At 67.7% G+C, this 15,296-nt stretch carries 11 protein-coding genes; 9 read left to right on the top strand and 2 right to left on the bottom strand.

Annotated features, from left to right (window positions below; genetic code table 11):
* The first annotated feature begins 131 nt into the window (after positions 1-131).
* From dgcN to dacB, 5 genes are all read left to right on the top strand, one after another.
* Complete coding sequence (dgcN, locus tag AC3WJI_RS07595; RefSeq protein ID WP_492756656.1) at positions 132-1,166, top strand: N-acetyltransferase DgcN; 1,035 nt, start codon at positions 132-134, stop codon at positions 1,164-1,166.
* On the top strand, positions 1,124-2,113 hold the full coding sequence (dgcA, locus tag AC3WJI_RS07600) for an N-acetyl-D-Glu racemase DgcA (RefSeq protein ID WP_492756657.1): 990 nt from the start codon (positions 1,124-1,126) through the stop codon (positions 2,111-2,113). Before dgcN ends, dgcA begins: the two co-directional genes overlap by 43 nt.
* The gene (locus tag AC3WJI_RS07605) at positions 2,110-3,669 is read left to right on the top strand and encodes an N-acyl-D-amino-acid deacylase family protein (protein ID WP_492756658.1); all 1,560 of its coding nucleotides are present in this window, start codon (positions 2,110-2,112) and stop codon (positions 3,667-3,669) included. The genes dgcA and AC3WJI_RS07605 overlap by 4 nt, the downstream gene beginning before the upstream one ends.
* 172 nt (positions 3,670-3,841) lie before the next feature.
* Complete coding sequence (locus AC3WJI_RS07610; RefSeq protein ID WP_492756659.1) at positions 3,842-5,083, top strand: dicarboxylate/amino acid:cation symporter; 1,242 nt, start codon at positions 3,842-3,844, stop codon at positions 5,081-5,083.
* On the top strand, positions 5,080-6,510 hold the full coding sequence (gene dacB / locus AC3WJI_RS07615) for a D-alanyl-D-alanine carboxypeptidase/D-alanyl-D-alanine endopeptidase (RefSeq protein WP_492756660.1): 1,431 nt from the start codon (positions 5,080-5,082) through the stop codon (positions 6,508-6,510). The genes AC3WJI_RS07610 and dacB overlap by 4 nt, the downstream gene beginning before the upstream one ends.
* A gap of 230 nt (positions 6,511-6,740) precedes the next feature.
* Here the strand turns inward: dacB and AC3WJI_RS07620 are convergent, their stop codons facing one another.
* Positions 6,741-7,772: a serine hydrolase domain-containing protein gene (locus tag AC3WJI_RS07620; protein ID WP_492756661.1), complete on the bottom strand. Its 1,032-nt coding sequence runs from the start codon at positions 7,770-7,772 to the stop codon at positions 6,741-6,743.
* 130 nt (positions 7,773-7,902) lie between these two features.
* A complete protein-coding gene (locus tag AC3WJI_RS07625) occupies positions 7,903-9,465 on the bottom strand; it encodes an MFS transporter (protein ID WP_492756662.1) in 1,563 nt (520 codons plus the stop codon).
* A gap of 389 nt (positions 9,466-9,854) precedes the next feature.
* On the opposite strand from AC3WJI_RS07625, the gene AC3WJI_RS07630 reads away from it, so the two are divergent.
* The 4 genes from AC3WJI_RS07630 (at position 9,855) to AC3WJI_RS07645 (ending at position 15,234) form a co-directional block, all read left to right on the top strand.
* Positions 9,855-10,643, top strand: a complete 789-nt coding sequence (locus tag AC3WJI_RS07630; RefSeq protein ID WP_492756663.1) for a ZIP family metal transporter — start codon at positions 9,855-9,857, stop codon at positions 10,641-10,643.
* Positions 10,644-10,778: 135 nt separating this feature from the next.
* Positions 10,779-12,404 carry a hypothetical protein gene (locus tag AC3WJI_RS07635; RefSeq protein WP_492756664.1) on the top strand — a complete coding sequence of 542 codons (1,626 nt, stop codon included), beginning with the start codon at positions 10,779-10,781 and terminating at the stop codon, positions 12,402-12,404.
* On the top strand, positions 12,401-14,002 hold the full coding sequence (locus AC3WJI_RS07640; RefSeq protein ID WP_492756665.1) for a Dyp-type peroxidase: 1,602 nt from the start codon (positions 12,401-12,403) through the stop codon (positions 14,000-14,002). The genes AC3WJI_RS07635 and AC3WJI_RS07640 overlap by 4 nt, the downstream gene beginning before the upstream one ends.
* Positions 13,999-15,234 (top strand): cytochrome P450, encoded by a 1,236-nt coding sequence (locus AC3WJI_RS07645; RefSeq protein WP_492756666.1) that lies wholly within the window; start codon positions 13,999-14,001, stop codon positions 15,232-15,234. The genes AC3WJI_RS07640 and AC3WJI_RS07645 overlap by 4 nt, the downstream gene beginning before the upstream one ends.
* Positions 15,235-15,296: the final 62 nt, after the last annotated feature.

Raw genomic sequence — 15,296 nt, forward strand, 5'->3', positions numbered from 1 at the left:
ATGGCGCGAGTAACAAAGCGGAAGCGCGCACGTTCCCAGGCGATGTCGGCGCAGCCATAACAGCGGGCTATGCCGGGCGGTTCAGACGTTATGCGCAGACTTTTGGGCCCGCGGCTTACGGATGGCTGGTGATGATACCGGCACCTTATTTGCTCTATCTCGGCCACAGCACCGATGCGGTCGGCATCAAGACTTCGCGCGGACTGGCCGCGTTCCGACCCGAGGATTGCGTCGGCGAATTCCGCTACGACGATTGCCCGCTGACCTTGGGCATCCCGCGCATGACGATCGCCGAAGGCGCGGCGGCGGGCGCCAGGACGCTGGTGCTCGGCATCGCCAATTCGGGCGGCACGCTGGGACGCGACCTGGTCGACGACGCAGCCGCCGCGCTCGAGGCGGGGATGAACGTCGCCTCGGGGCTGCACCAGCGGCTGCGCGACGAGCCGCGGCTCGCGGCGCTGGCGGCGGAGAAGGGGCTCCAACTATTCGACGTGCGCGATCCGCCCGCGAACCTGAAGGTCGGCAACGGTTACAAGCGCGCCGGACATCGCCTGCTCACCGTCGGCACCGATTGCTCGGTCGGCAAGATGTACGCGACGCTGGCGCTCACCCGCGGCATGCAGGCACGCGGTCTCGCCGCAGACTTCCGCGCCACCGGACAGACCGGCATCCTGATCGCCGGCGGCGGCGTACCGATCGACGCGGTGGTCGCCGATTTCATATCGGGCGGGATCGAGCAGCTTGCGCCGGCGCGCGACGATGACGGCTGGGACCTGATCGAGGGCCAGGGCTCGCTGTTTCATCCGAGCTTCGCCGGCGTCTCGACCGGGCTGCTCCACGGCGCCCAGCCCGAGGCGATCGTGATGTGCCACGATCCCAACCGGCTCCACATGCGCGGGATCCCCGGGCGGGCGCTGCCCGATCTCGGCACGTGTATCGAGATGAACCTGGTGGTCGCGCGGTTGACCAGCCCCCATGTCCGCGCGGTGGGCATCTGCCTCAACACCTCGGCAATGGACCCGGCCGAGGCACGCGCCTTGTGCGCGCGGCTCGAAGACCGGCACGGCCTGCCCTGTACCGATCCGATCGCGTTCGGGGTCGAGGGAATCCTCGACGAACTGCTATGTCCCGCACCCTCCGCGCGCAGCACGATAGCTTCGCACTGAGCCGGCCCTTCCGCATCTCGCGCGGCGTCAAGACGCAGGCGGAGGTGGTGACGGTCGAGCTGGAGCAGGGCGGGATTGTTGGACGCGGCGAGGGCGTGCCCTATGCCCGCTATGGCGAGAGCATCGACAGCGCGCTCGCGGCGATCGAGCAGGTCCGCGTCGCCATGGAGCGCGGTGCGGATCGCCCGCAATTGCTGGCGCTGCTCCCGCCCGGCGCGGCGCGCAACGCGCTCGACTGCGCGCTCTGGGACCTCGAGGCGCGGCTCGCGGGCGGCAGCGTCGCCGCCAGGATCGGCGCGCCCGAGCCGGCGCGGCTGGCCAGCGCGCTCACCGTGGTGATCGACACGCCGATGGCGATGGCGGTGGCCGCGAGCAAGATCGCCGACGCGCCGCTGATCAAGGTCAAGGTCGACGCGACGATCCCCGATGCGCAGATCCGCGCGGTGCGCAACGCTGCGCCCAACGCCCGCTTGATCGTCGATCCCAATGAAAGCTGGGACCAGCAATTGGTGCGCGCGATGCAGGTGCTGCTGGTGACCTTGCGGGTCGATCTGCTCGAGCAGCCGGTGCCCGCCGAAGCCGACGAATGGCTCGAGGATTTCGTCCCCGACGTGCCGATCTGCGCCGACGAATCGGTGCACGTCGCCGAAGACCTCGACGAGATCGCCCGGCGCTATCAGGTCGTGAACGTCAAGCTCGACAAGGCTGGCGGGCTGACTGCGGCGCTCGAACTCGCCCGGGCGGCGCGCGCCCGCGGGCTCGGGCTGATGACCGGCTGCATGGTGAGTTCGTCGCTGTCGATCGCACCGGCGCTGCATGTCGCGCGGATGAGCGACTTCGTCGACCTTGACGGTCCGGTCTGGCTCAGGGAGGATCGCCCTGGCGGCGTGCGCGACGATGCCGGCTGGCTATGGCCGCCGGAACAGGGGTTTTGGGGAAGTCTATGAAGGTCGCGCTGCTGCTCGGGATCGCGGGCCTTTCGCTGGGAGCGGCGGCGCCCGCCCCGCAAAAGGTCGACCTGCTGATCCGCGGCGGCACGATCTATACCGGCTCGGCCGAGCCGTTCGTCGGCGACGTCGCGATCCTGGGCGATCGTATCGTCGCGGTGCGCCGGCATGCCGACGTCACCGCCGCGCGCGTGATCGACGCCAAGGGCATGATCGTCGCGCCGGGCTTTATCGATCCGCACACGCATATGGGCGGCGATCTCACGTCGGACGAGGCGGCGAAGCGCTTGGTCCCCGCCTTCCTGATGCAGGGCGTGACCACTGCGTTCATCGGCAATGACGGCGGCGGCAGCCCGGATGTCGCGGCGGTGCTCGGCAGCGCCGCGGCCAGGCCGGTGGGGATCAACTATGCCGCTTATGTCGGCTTCGGCGCGGTGCGCGAGAAGGTCGTCGGCGCGGCCGACCGCGTGCCGACCGATGCCGAGCTGACGCAGATGAAGGCGCTGGTCGCCAAGGCGATGTGCGACGGCGCGCTCGGACTGTCGACCGGGCTGTTCTACGCTCCGCAGAGCTTCGCCAAGACCGGCGAAGTCGTCGCGCTGGCGCGCGAAGCGGGCAAGCGCGGCGGCGTCTATGACAGCCATATCCGCGACGAATCATCCTACACGGTGGGGCTCGCCGCGGCGATCGGCGAAGCGATCGCGATCGGCCGGGAAGCCGGGCTGCCCGCGCATATCAGCCATATCAAGGCGCTCGGCGTCGACGTGCAGGGCCAGGCGCCGGCGATCATCGCCAAGGTCGAGGCGGCGCGGCGCGCGGGACAGAAGGTGACGGCGGACCAATATCCCTGGTCGGCGAGCGGAACGAGCCTCGTTGCCTCGCTGATTCCGCTCTGGGCACAGGACGGCGGCCGCCCGGCGCTGCTGCGGCGTTTCGACGACGCCGCGCTCACCGCCAAGCTGCGCGCCGGAATCGTCGAGAATCTGCGCAAGCGCGGCGGCGCCGACAAATTGCTGATCGTCGAGGGGAAGTACGCCAATCGCACCCTGGCCGACGTCGCCAAGGTGCTGGCCCTGGATCCGGTGGACGCTGCGGTCACGGTGATCCGCATCGCCGATCCCGGCGTGGTGTCGTTCAACCAGAGCGAGGCCGACATCGCCAAGTTCATGCAGCAGTCCTGGGTGATGACCGGTTCGGACGCCTCGGGCGGGCATCCGCGCGTCTATGGCAGCTTCGCGCGCAAATACGCGAAGTACGTGCAGGCCGAGCACGTGATCACGCTGCGCCAGTTCATCGAACGCAGCGCGGCCCTGACCGCCGATACGTTCGGGCTGGCAGGACGCGGCCATCTGCGCGCCGGGGCGTTCGCCGATGTGGTGGTGTTCGACCCCGCGACCTATGCCGCCCGCGCCACCTACGAGGCGCCGACGCTGACCGCACAGGGCGTGCGCACGGTGGTGGTCAACGGCGTGGTGGCGGTCGACAAGGGCGTGCTGACCGGCAAGGCGGCGGGCCGCGCGCTGGCGCATGTGCCGACTGCGGGGACGTGCCGGTGACCGCCTCCAATGTTCTCCCCTCCCTGGAAGGGAGGGGATCAAGGGGTGGGTTTAGCGTCAGACGGGGCTCGATGCCCCGGCTGGCGCTTCGATGCCGGGCGACGAATCTTGTTGGGCGCGCAGACGCGCGCACCCACCCCCAACCCCTCCCTGCGAGCAGGGAGGGGCGCTTATGAACCGCTGGTTCGCCATCGCGCTGTGGAAGCGCGTGCTCGGTGCGCTCGCGCTGGGCCTGGTCTTCGCCTTGGTCTGGCCGCAGGGCACGCCGTACGTCCAGTTCCTCGGCGACCTGTTCGTGCGCGCGATCCGGATGCTCGTCGCACCGATCGTGCTGGTCACGATCGCGGCGGGGATCACGGCGCTCGCCGATCCGAAGCGGCTCGGCGGGCTGGGCGGACGTACTGTCGGGCTGTTCGCGCTGACCACGGCGATCGCGGTGTCGGTCGGCATGCTGGTCGCCGCCTTGGTGCAGCCCGGCATGGGTGCGCCGCTCGGCACCGCGGCGCCGCATGCGCTGGGCGAGCCGGTGACGCCCTACCAGCAATTGATCGGCATCATACCGCTCAACATCTTCGAGGCCCTCGCCAAGGGCGACATGCTCGCCTTGATCTTCGTTGCGATCCTCATCGGCGTCGGCACGGTGGTGGCCGGCGAGCCGGGCAAACCGTTCGCGTCGCTGCTGCAATCGGCCTCGGCGGTACTTCTCAAGGTCGTCGGCATCGTCATGGAGGCGACGCCTTTCGGCGTGTTTGCGCTGATCGCGAACGCCGTTGCGGCGAACGGCGCGGCGGTGTTCGTCAATGTCGGCTGGCTGGCTTTGGCGGTCGTGCTCGGATCGCTGATCCAGATCCTGGTGGTGCACAGCCTGATCCTCCGGATGCTGGCGCGGCTGCCGGTGCTGCCCTTCTTCCGCGGGATCGTCGATGCGCTGGTCGTCGCCTTCTCGACCGCTTCCAGCTCGGCGACATTGCCGGTGGCGATGCGCGTGGCGGAAAAGAATCTCGGCGTGGCGCGGCCGGTCTTCTCTACCGTGCTGCCGCTCGGCGCGAGCATCGGCAAGGACGGCACCGCAATGTATGTCGGGCTGCTCAGCATGTTCGCGCTGCAGGCGTTCGGGACGCCGCTCAGCCCCCAAGTCTACGCTATGGTGCTGCTGACCGGGGCGCTCGCCGCGTTCGGGACCGCGCCGGTGCCCTCCGCGTCGCTGTTCATGCTCGCGGCGGTGCTGTCGGCGGTCGGCGTGCCGCCCGAACAGACCGCATTGGTGGTCGGCTTCGTCCTCCCGTTCGACAGGTTGCTCGACATGACCCGCACCGTCCCCAGCGCCAGCGCCAACCTCGTCGTTGCGACGACGGTGGCGCGCTGGGAAGGCGAGCTCGACGAGACCGTTTATCGCGCCAAGGATTTTGCATGAAGATCGCGCTTCTTCTCCCGCTCGCCCTGGTCGCCGCGCCCGCGGCGGCGCAAAGCGTCCAAAAGCGCGTCGAGGCCAAGTTCGCCGAAGCGGCGACCGGCACGCGCTTCGGGCTGGTGGTAGCCGATGCCGAGGGCAAGGAGATCGTCGCGGTCAATCCCGATGGGCGCTTCATTCCCGCGTCGAACACCAAGATGTTCACCACCGCCGCGGCCTATGCCTCGCTGCCCGGGCTCGACCAGCCGGACCGGACCGGCGGCGCGGCAGTGCGGCTCGAAGGCGGCGACGTGATCCTCGAAGGGCATGGCGATGCGCGGCTGTCGAGCGCTGCCGAATGCAAGGTCGATTGTCTCGCCGAGCTCGCCGACGCGGTCGCGGAGAAGACGAAGCGGGTGCGCAATGTGGTCGGCGACGACACCGCATTCCCCGACCAGCGCTGGAGCCCGGGAATGAGCTGGAACAACATCCCCAGCCGCTCGGGCACGGGCATCTCGGCATTGACGCTCGACGACAATGAGCTCGCGGTCGATGTGACGCCGGGCGCGCTGGGCGCACCGCCCAAGGTCTCGCAGCCGATTTCCTATTATCGCATCGACAATCGCGCGGTCACCGTCGGCGGCACCGAAAGCAAGCTCGGCTTCGAGCGGGACATCAACGGGCTGGTGCTTCGGATCACCGGGACGATCGGCACGAGCGCGCAGCCCGAGCCGTTGCGCGTCGGAATCGACGATCCCGCGCATTATGCCGCGTCGCGCCTGAAGGACCTGCTCGAGGCGCGCGGCGTCAAGGTGACGGGTGCGATCTCGGCGCGGCACCTGCCGCTCGCCCCCGGCGATGATCCCATAGCGCGCGGCAATGCTCCCGCGGCGCGGCCGCCGGCCCGGGAGGCGCTCGCCCGGCTGACGCCACCGCCGCTCGCCGAAGACGTGGTGACGATCAACAAGGTCAGCCAGAACCTTCATGCCGAACTGCTGCTGCGCCGCGTGGCTTCGCGTCAGGGCAGCGGCTCGATCGCCGACGGAGTCGCCGAAGTGGCGACCATGCTCGCGGCGGCGGGGGTGCCGCGCACCGCCTGGGACCTGTCCGATGGATCGGGCATGTCGAGCTACAACCGCGCGGCGCCGCGCGGCGCGGTCAAGCTGCTGCGCTGGATCGCAGCGCAGCCCTGGGGCGCGGCGTGGCGCGCATCGCTGCCGATCGGCGGGGTCGACGGCACGCTCGCCCGGCGCTTCAAGGGCACATCGCTCGAAGGCAAGGTGTTCGCCAAGACGGGGACGCTCAACGCGACCAATGCGCTGTCGGGCTATCTGGTCGCGAAGAGCGGCAAGACGCTGACCTTCTCGTCCTTTGCCAACGACGTGCCCGCCGATGCGAGCGCGACGCCGTTCCTCGATGCGGCGCTGGTGCTGGTGGCAGAGGTGAACTGAGGCGCGCCCGGTCGCCGCTTGCAATGTAGGATTTCGAATGCTTGCCTCGGGCGGTCGGCACTGCCGGCACGCTCTTTGACACGGTCGAGTCGCGCTCTTCCCGTTAAACAACCTGCGGGTTGGCAATCGACAGCAGATGCTGCGGATGGCGCTCTGGTGGCGCCTCAGCGTTACCGGCCAAAGGCCCCTCTGGCGCAAGAGGCGCAGACCCGCGCCAGGCTCGCAACTTTCTAAACTTTGCCGCCGACAATCGGGTCCGCGTCGTCCCAGGCCGCGATCACCGCATCGCCCGTTTCGGGCCGCAGCTGGAAGATTCCGCTGTCGAAATGCCGGGTCGGGTGGACGCGATTGGTGAGCAAGGTCCAGGCGAGGCCTCGTTCGAAATCGACCCACAATCCGGTGCCGGTGAAGCCGGTATGGCCGATCGTCTCGGTCGAGCAGGCCTGCCCGCCCGACCAGCCGGGAAACTTGCGCTCCCAGCCGCAGGTGCGGTGATCGTATTGCGGGGAGCGGATCGCGTCGAGCATCGCCGTCGACGCGCCGCTGCCGTCGAGCAGGCCCTGCGCGAAGCCGAGAACGCCGGCGACGGTGCCGAACAGCCCGGCATGGCCGGTCTGTCCGCCCATCGCGAAGCAATTCTCGTCATGGACCTCGCCCTTGAGCACGCGGCCGCGCCAGCTGCACGCCTCGGTGGCGACTGCGGGGCCGGGGGGCGGGCCGAAGCTTAGGCCCTCGCCCAGATCCCAGGCACCGAGCGGTGCGCCGGTGATCCGCTCGATCGCGATGCCGAGCAGCAGGAAGTTGATGTCCGAATAAACCGGCGGACCGTGGCGCCATTCGCGCTGCAGGACGAAGGCGCGCAGCCGGGCGGGGTCGTCGCCATAAGTGTAGATCGGCTCGACCGCCGGCAGGTGGGTACGATGCGCGAGGCAGTCGCGGAAGGTGAGCTCGCGCTCGGCGGCGTTGGCGACGTCGTACTGGCGCAGATCGGGGATCGCGGTGGTGAGCGGCGCGTCGAGATCGAGCCTTCCCAGGTCGGCGAGGCGCAGGATCATCGTCGTGGTCGCGATGACCTTGGAGACCGAAGCCAAGTCGAACCAATGGTCTTCGGTGAGGTCCTCGGGCTCGGGAACCAGCGCGGCGCAGCCGGCAAAGCGTACCCAGCGCCGGCCGTCGGCGGCAACCACGCCGAGCGTCGCGCCGGGAATGCGTCCGCCGGCGACGGCCGCAGCGGCGGGCGCGAAGGCCGCGTCGATATTCATCGCCGCATTTGTACCCCGGCGAAGGCCGGGGCCCAGTTGCCGAGGTTTCTAAAAATGAGCGTTGCGCGCGCCAATGTAGCGCATTGCAACTGGGCCCCGGCCTTCGCCGGGGAACAGATTCCGGGATACGTCATGCCACAATCGGCTCGCGATCATCGGGACGCGGCTTCACGCCGGCGAGCACCGGCAGGAACAGCAGGGCGGCGAGGCTGATTACGCCCGAGGCGAGGAAGAACATGTCGAAGCCGTCCAGTCCGATCCCGTCGAGCCATTCGACGACCTGCCCCGCAGTGCCCGACAACAATCGCGGCAGCAGAAACGCGAAGCCGGAGAGGAACGCATATTGCGCACCGGGGAAGCGCGGATTGACCAGCATCGAGAGGTAGACGACGAACACGGCGCCCGCCATGCCGTTGCCGAACTGGTCGGCGGCGGTCGCGACATAAAGCAGCCATTCGTCGTGCGGCTGGTGCGAGAGCCAGACGAAGCCGAAATTGCCGATCGCGGCGAAGATCGCGCCGAGCGTCAGTGTCACGCCCCAGCGCCAGCGCGTCACGATCCAGCCGCCGAGCCCGACCCCGACGATGCTCGCGGCGAGTGCGACGACGCCGTCGGCGCGCCCGATCTCGCTCTTGGTGTAGCCGAGAGCGAGAATCATCGGCTTGGACAGGTTGAGCGCAAGGACGTCGCCCATTCGGTAGACCGCGACAAACCCCATCAGTGCGATCGCAGCAAAGCCGTAACGCCAGAAGAAGTCGACATAGGGCCCGATCGCCGCCGAGGCGCGTGCCGAGGCGTGCGGCGGCAATTTGCGGATGCGCGGCGTGAGCGCAGCCATCGCGAGGAAGGGCAGCATGCAGATGACGAGCACCGCCGGGGTGACATTGGTCTTCGCGCTGATCCCGACGCCCGCGACTGCGCTCAGGATCAGCCAGCCGAGCAACGCGGTCGCCGCCGCCAGGGCTGCCAAGATCGCCGCGGAGACCGCGAGGCCGGTCGCGAGCGAGACCAGCCGCTCGCCGCTGCAGCCCGGCTGGCGCGGAAGCAAAGCGAGGATCGGCAGCGGCACGAAGGCGCCTGCCGCGATCAGCAGATAGGAGGACTGCCAGCTCGGCGCGATGCTCAAGCCGCGTAGTATCGGCGCTACGCTTCCTGTGGCGTCGGCGAAGATCAGGGCGCCGCTGCCCGCCGCGACCATCGCAGTACGATAGCCCCACAGGTTCGACGCGGCGATCGGACCCTGGTCCTCCGGTGTTGGGGCGAGCTCGATGCGCCAGGCGTCGGCGGCGACTTCGAGCGTGGTGGTCCAGAAGGCGAGCAGTACCGCAAACAAGGCAGTCAGCGGCAGGCTGGTGTCGGTCGGAAACAACGCCATCGCCAGCATGGCGCTGAAAATGCCGAGCTGCGACAGCATGATCCAGCCGCGGCGCTTGCCGAAGAAGCGCGCGAAGCCGGGCACGTCATACTTGTCGAGCAAGGGCGCCCAGAGGAACTTGAAGGTCGGGAGCAACTGCACCCAGGCGAAGAAGCCGATAATCGCCAGCGCCACACCGTGATCGGCGAGCCGTACGCTGAGCACAGTGGAGAACATGTAGAAGGGCAGCCCGGCCGAGAAGCCGAGCAGCACATAGAGCGCCATGCGCGGGAAGCCGCGGGGAATGCCGCTCGCGCCGGCCGGTGCCGCTTCAGCCAAGCGACATCGCCGATCGATCGTGCAGCCGATATCGCCTCATGCCATTTCCCCGAACCACCTGTCGCACGCTCGCGCGGCGTTTCGCGGCAGTCAATGGCGGCGGCGTTGGGCATGCCCGGCGGCTATGATTTGCGAACAGAAATTATGAGGCATCCCTCAGGGATGAGGAACATCATCCGGCTGATTTTCACGATACGATTTTGCGCTCTGGCGCGTCTCGATCGCATCAGAAACTGCTCCGGGGGGAGATGAAGGGTCGTGGCGGAACCCCGCCGCGGCCCTTTTTCGATCGCCGCGATGCGGAACCCCAGTGGCGGGTCGATCGATTGCTGATACGCTGCCCGGACGCGGAAGGCGTGGGCAAGAGGTCGCCGGGTGGTGCAAGCGCAGTGAACGAGATCATCATCGCGGGTGCGCTGGGCAGCCTGTGTGCGGGAATGGCCACCGCGCTGGGCGCGATTCCCGTGCTCGTCATGCGCCAGCCGAGCGATCAGCAGCAGAATTTGCTGCTCGGCTTCGCGGCGGGGGTGATGCTGGCCGCGAGCTTCTTCTCGCTGATCCTGCCGGCGATCGAAGTCGCGCGGCACCAGGGCGCCAGCCAGGCGGTCGCGTCGATCACCGTCGTCGCGGCGGTGCTGCTTGGCGCCTTCGTCATCGCCAAGTTGAACGATTGGGTGCCGCCGCTCGACAAGCTTGGGCTCGGGCCGCCGGGGATTGCCGCAGCGACGGCGTCGGTGCGGCGGATCTGGCTGTTCGTCGCGGCGGTCACCCTGCACAATTTCCCCGAGGGTATGGCGGTGGGCGTCAGCTTCGGCGGCGGCGACTACGATGCGGGGCGCGTGACTGCGCTGGGGATCGGGCTGCAGAACATCCCCGAGGGGCTCGCCGTGGCGGTGGCGTTGAGCTCGATCGGTTATTCGCGCGGGCGCGCCGCATTGATCGCGGCGGCGTCGGGACTGGTCGAACCCGTCGCCGGGCTGATCGGAGTCAGCATCGTCACCGTGGCGCAGACATTCCTGCCCTGGGGGCTGGGGCTGGCGGCGGGGGCGATGATCTATGTCGTCGCGTCGGACATCATTCCCGACGCGCATGCGCGCATCAACGGCGGCGGTCGGGTCAGCACCGGACTGATGATCGGGCTTGCCGCGATGATGTTTCTCGATACGACCTTCGGCTGAGCCAGTAACGATCCAGTCGAGTACGGCGTAGGGAAGTCGCTTCTGTCCTATCTTTGCGGCGATGACTGTGTGACATTCCCCTACGACTCGTAAACTGCCGGGGGCGGCGGTCGCGGGTGCGTAAGGGGGATGTAGATGCGGCAAACCACTTTGTCCGTGGCGCTCGAGGTAAAGCCCGAGAGCTATGATCATTTGTCGTCGCTGCTCGACAAGCTTCGCAACAAGCGCAGCACCAATCCGTCCGGGGGCGAGGGGCCCTTCGCCGATTTTTTGACGCGGGTCCCGGCGGTGCACTTCATGTCATTGAGCGTCTTTCCCGGCTTCGACTATGATCCGCTGTTCGTGATCGAGGCTAATTTCGACGGCGAGAAAGGCCCATTCTGGGCGCAGCTCGAATCGGCGATCGGGCCCGAGCTGCGCGCGATGCTGCGGTGCTGCAAGACCCCGCTCGACAATGACGGGCCGCTGTTCGATTCGATCACCGCTAAGGACGCACGCGCGCCGATCGCGCCCTATCTCGAGCGGCGCTCGCTCACCCCGACTGTATTCCATCACGGCAATCGCGGGATGACGCGTGACCGCATCCTCGCCGAGCACAAGCTCTTCGAGGCGACGCGCCTCGAACTCGCCTGCGCCAATGTCGACGGGCCCAATCCCTATCGCGTGCTCGCGCCGAGCCAGATTCACGCCAAGCTGCGCGAGGCGGTGCGCCCGACCTTCGCGTGGCTCGACGAGCCGGCGCCGGCGCGGATCTCGCTGGCCGACAATATCGCCGATTGGGTGCGGCTGATCCTGTTCATCGTCGCCACGGTGTTTGTGCTGTCGGTTCCCGGGCTGATCCTCAGCCTGGCGATGCCGTGGGAGCGCTATCTGATCCTGCTGGTGGTGGCGTTCGTCGGGATCGCGATGCTGCTCAAGAAGATCGGCGTGGCGCTGCCCGGGACCGAAGTCGCGACCAAGTTCAGCTTCCTCAAATTCTTCTTCAGCCAGTTGATCCCCTTGCTGCTGTTCGTCGCCGGGTATCTGGTGATCGCGGTGGCAATCGGCACGCCGCTGTCGATGCTAGCGACCGCACGCAACTTTGACGCGGCCTGGCACGGCATGGTGATCTGGCTGCTCTGGGGACTGGCCGGCGCGCCGGTGGTCGTCGCGGGGATCGTCCTGTGGCTGCGCGTGATCGAGCGCCGCGATGCGTCGCAGGATGCGCCGCCGGTCGATCCGATGATGTTGCGCGAAATGGCGCGGCGCGAGGACTGGATTCCGCAGAACCACATGGGCTCGGTGGTGCTGATCAAGCCGGGCATTCTCCGCATGATCCTGATCCGCGCGGGGCACCGCGGGCTCGGGCTCGTGCTGCGGATCGTCGCGCGCAATGGCTATCTCGGCTCGATGCGGACGATTCACTTCGCGCACTGGGCGATGGTCAACAACAAGTCGCGGCTGATGTTCTTCTCGAACTTCGACCAGACCTGGGAGAGCTATCTCGATGACTTCATCGAGAAGGCGCATGCCGGGCTGACGCTCGCCTGGTGCTGCGGGGTTGGCTTCCCACCCACCCGTTTCCTCGTCAAGGACGGCGCCAGCCATGGGCGCCAGTTCAAGGAATGGGCGCGCCACTCGATGACGGTCAGCCGCTTCTGGTACTCGGCATATAAGAACCTCACCGCCGAGCAGATCGAGCGGAATTTCCGCATCGCGATGGGCCTGCGCAAGCGAACTCTCTCGGACAAGGACGCCGCTTTGTGGATCAACGACCTGTGAGCGCCGCACCGAAGGGACCGTCGAGCTGGAAGCTCGCCCCGCCGCACGACACGCGGACCCAGGGCATGGTGGTCAGCGGCTTCGCCAATCTGCCGACCGGGCGCGCGCTGTTCCTCGAATTCGGCTGGGACGGGACGCATAAGAAGGGCGGAGGCGACTGGCTCAAGGCGGCGCTGGCGGTGGCGCCGATCACCGATGCCGACGGAAAGGACGATCGCGCCGCGGGTATCGGGTTGAGTTGGGAGGGGCTTCGGAAAATGGGCCTCGACGCGAGCACGCTCGCTTCGTTCGACCGGCCGTTCAAGGAAGGCATGTTCCAGGAGGACCGGCTGCGCCGACTGGGCGACCGCCGCGAGAACGACTGGCTGTCGACGGTGATACCCGGCGGGCCCAAATGGAGCGGTAACACGCCTGTCGACAATAGCGCGTGCGGGCGCGCCGACGCGCATGCCTTCGACGATCTGGAGAATGTCGTCGAGACCGAGATCAAGACGCCGATCACCGTCCACGCGCTGCTGCTGCTCTACGAAAAGGACGAGGAGACCGCCGAGGCCTGGTGCCGGACGGTGGGCGAGGCGGTGGCGCCCTACAACGTCAAGATCGTCCATGATTTACCGCTCGACCTGCGTCCCGACGAGCGCGGCATCGCGCGCGAGCATTTCGGCTTTGCCGACGGCGTGTCGCAGCCGGCACCGTTCGAAGACAAGGTCGTGACGGTGAAGGGCGGGGCGAATTATCCTAAGGATCCGTGGAACGGCGTGCCCTTGGGCGAAGTGCTGATGGGGCACGAGAACGGCCATCACGAAATCGCGCTCGGGCCGGTCGTCGCCGATTCGAAGGCGGGACGCGATGCGGGCCTTCCCGAGCATCCGCGCGGCGAAGGCTTCCTCGACCTCGGGCTCGACGGCAGCTACATGGTGGTGCGCGAATTGAAGCAGGACGTCGCCGCCTTCTGGAACTCGATGGACGCCGCGTCGGCGCGGATCAACCGGCGCGATCCCGAGCATTCGGGGCACATCGATGCCGAATGGATCGCCAGCCGCGTGATCGGGCGCGACCTCGACGGCAACCTGCTCTGCCCGCACAGCAAGACCGGGGTGCTGCCGGTCGACAAATATGACCAGCCGGACAACGACTTCCTGTTCTTCGATCGCGATAGGCTCGGCCATGGCTGTCCGATGGGAAGCCATGTCCGCCGCGGCAATCCGCGCGACGGGCTCGCGCCGACTCCGAACGACAAGCAGACCCTGCTCGATGCGGCGAACAACCACCGCATCCTGCGCCGCGGGCGCAAATACGGTCCCGACATTCCCGACAAGCGCACGGACGACGGCAAGGAGCGTGGGCTGCTGTTCATCTGCCTCAACACCGACATCACCCGCCAGTTCGAGTTCGTCCAGCAGACCTGGATGCTCAACCCGAACTTCGCCTTCCTCTATGACGAGGTCGATCCCTTGCTCGGGCCCAAAGGAATGCTGACCATCCCGGAAAAGCCGCTGCGGCGGATCATCGAAGTCGACACCTTCGTCCAGATGGCGGGCGGCGAATATTTCTTCCTGCCGAGCATGCCGGCGATCCGGTATTTGGCATCGCTATGAGCGCGCTGACCTCGCACGACGTGCTCCGCCCCGGACCCAAGGGGTTCAAGGCCTGGATGCAGCGCATGGTGTTCGCGCTGATGCCGAGCTTCTTCACCTTCTTGCGCCGCTGGAAGCCGGTGATGAAGCTGGGCAACAATTACCTGACCTCCCGCTACGACGATGTACGGGAGGTGTTCGCCACCGATCCGGTGTTCGGCGTGGTCTACAAGCCGCATCTCGACGTGATCATGGGCGGCCAGCCCTTCTTCCTCGGCATGGCGGACACCGAACAATATCACCGTGACACCGGTGCGATGCGCAAGGTGGTCCGGCCCGACGACCTGCCCTTGCTCGCTACCCGGACCGAGGCGCTGGGCGAGGCGATCGTCGCCGGGGCCGGCGGACGGATCGACGTGGTCGACACGCTGGTGCGGCGCGTGACCTTCACGATGCTCGGCGACTATCTCGGCGTGCCCAATCCGCCGGGCGGGGATCTGCGCGTCTGGGGGACACGGCTGTTCGAGTTTCAATTCGTCGACCAAGGCAACGATCCGGCGCTCCGCGCGGAAGTCGACGAGATCGCGCCGGCGCTACGGCTGCACATCCAGAACGAGATCGCCCGCCGCCGGATCGAGCCCGGCAAGGACGACGTGCTGGCGCGCTGTCTCGCGTTGCAGGCGGCGGGCGACCTGGTTTTTACCGACGATTTCATCCGCACTTCGCTGACCGGGTTCATCGTCGGCGGGCCGCCGCAGCCGCCGATGGTGGTGCCGCAGGCGATGGAGCAATTGCTCCGGCGGCCGCAGGCGCTGGCCGAGGCGCGTGCCGCGGCGCGCGCCGACGATGACGAGCGGTTGCGCGGCTATGTGCTCGAGGCGATGCGCTTCGATCCGCTCGCGCCGGGGTTGCCGCGCGTGGCGCTGACCGACTGGACGCTGGGCAAGGGGACCTCGCACGCCGCGACGATCCCCGCGGGGGCGCAGGTGCTCGCCGCCTTCGCCTCGGCGATGATGGACCCGCGCCGCGTCGCCAATCCGCGCGTGTTCGATCCGAACCGGCCGGCGAGCGATTACATGCATTTCGGCTACGGGTTGCACGAATGCTTCGGTCGCCACATCAACTATGCGACACTGCACCTGATGCTCAAGCCGTTGCTCAAGCAGCCCAATCTGCGCCGCGCGGCGGGCAAGGAAGGCCGGTTGAGCAAAAACGGTCCGTTCGCCGAGAGGCTGGTGGTGACCTACGGATGATCCCTGCCGAGTCGCTGACGGCAGCGATTTTTGCGGTCCGCACCGGCTCGGATATTGTCTTC

It is taken from the genome of Sphingomonas sp. FW306-1B-B10E, assembly GCF_058782005.1.

Excerpts from the sequence above, each read along its gene's own strand:
- dgcN (WP_492756656.1), top strand. The coding sequence starts at position 132 with ATGATACCGGCACCTTATTTGCTCTATCTCGGCCACAGCACCGATGCG.
- dgcA (WP_492756657.1), top strand. The coding sequence starts at position 1,124 with ATGTCCCGCACCCTCCGCGCGCAGCACGATAGCTTCGCACTGAGCCGG.
- AC3WJI_RS07605 (WP_492756658.1), top strand. The coding sequence starts at position 2,110 with ATGAAGGTCGCGCTGCTGCTCGGGATCGCGGGCCTTTCGCTGGGAGCG.
- AC3WJI_RS07610 (WP_492756659.1), top strand. The coding sequence starts at position 3,842 with ATGAACCGCTGGTTCGCCATCGCGCTGTGGAAGCGCGTGCTCGGTGCG.
- dacB (WP_492756660.1), top strand. The coding sequence starts at position 5,080 with ATGAAGATCGCGCTTCTTCTCCCGCTCGCCCTGGTCGCCGCGCCCGCG.
- AC3WJI_RS07620 (WP_492756661.1), bottom strand. The coding sequence starts at position 7,772 with ATGAATATCGACGCGGCCTTCGCGCCCGCCGCTGCGGCCGTCGCCGGC.
- AC3WJI_RS07635 (WP_492756664.1), top strand. The coding sequence starts at position 10,779 with ATGCGGCAAACCACTTTGTCCGTGGCGCTCGAGGTAAAGCCCGAGAGC.
- AC3WJI_RS07645 (WP_492756666.1), top strand. The coding sequence starts at position 13,999 with ATGAGCGCGCTGACCTCGCACGACGTGCTCCGCCCCGGACCCAAGGGG.